Consider the following 1,254-nt stretch of genomic DNA (forward strand, 5'->3'; position numbering starts at 1 on the left):
ACAAATCAAACGACTTTATCACTAGAAATAAGTTTTTTCTTGCCACAAGACCATATTGTCTTTACCATTGAAAAAGTGGTGAATGCCTTGGAAGATAGTCACTTCCACGCTTTCTATCATGAATTTGGTCGCCCTTCTTATCACCCTAAAATGCTTCTGGCTGCTCTGCTATTTGCCTACTCACAAGGTATCTTCTCTGGGCGAAAGATCGAAAAAATAATGATTGAAAATATCGCCATGCAGTACTTAACAGGACAGTTGGTGGTTTCCTACCGCACCATCAATCGTTTTCGTGTCGCTACTGGGATGGAAAATCTCATTCGTGATTTGTTCATTGATCTCAATCTTCGTTTGAAAATGGAAGAATTAGTGACGTTGGATTGTCTGTTTATTGATGGCACTAAGATTGAAGCTAATGCCAATAAGTATAGTTTCGTGTGGAAAAAGGCTACGGATAAGTTTTCCGCCAAACTTCAAGAACAGATACAGGTCTATTTCCAAGAAGAAATCACACCCCTTATCCATCAGGCCATTGTGCTGGATGAAGAAGAACCTATTACCTCAGAACAGTTAACAGAGTTCACTCAAGTCCTTGAAGAAGAATTGGCTAAACTGAGCCAAGCCATTGAGGGGGAGCCTGTAAAAGGAAAGGACGACCGTAAAACTCAACGTCGTAAACTCAAGAAAGTCCTGCGTAAAGTTAAGGATGATTTTTCAGTACGCGCTGAAAAATATGAGAGATATCAAGATACTTTCGAAGGACGCAATAGCTTTTCCAAAACAGATACAGATGCCACTTTCATGCGGATGAAAGAAGACCACATGAAGAATGGTCAACTCAAGGCTGGATACAATCTTCAAATCGCTACTGAGAACCAATTTGTTCTTCACTATGATGTCTTCTCAAATCCGACAGATACTAAAACTCTTTCGCCATTTTTCGAAACCTACCCACATGATGTGAAGACCGTTGTCGCAGATGCTGGATACAGCAGTGAAGAGAACCTTCTTCGCTTGAATGAAAGCAATGTGAACCATTTGATTAAGTATGCCATGTTTGATAAAGAGCAGAAAAAAGGGTATAAACCGTCAGCTAGGAACTTAACGAATTGGCACTATGATTGATTACAAAGAGGATAGCTATACTCATCCTGACGGGTGGTGCTATCGTTTTCACCATGTCAAACATCAGAAAACACAGACGGACTTTCAACAGGAAATCAAGGTTTACTACGCCGATGAACCTGAACTAGC

The 1,254-nt window shown here is 40.4% G+C and carries 1 pseudogene; it reads left to right on the forward strand.

What is annotated here, in order from left to right:
- Positions 1-1,254, forward strand: a pseudogene (locus GZ996_RS11765) (transposase); the annotation flags it as partial.

Source organism: Streptococcus sp. S784/96/1 (assembly GCF_902729355.1).
Lineage (GTDB): Bacteria > Bacillota > Bacilli > Lactobacillales > Streptococcaceae > Streptococcus > Streptococcus caledonicus.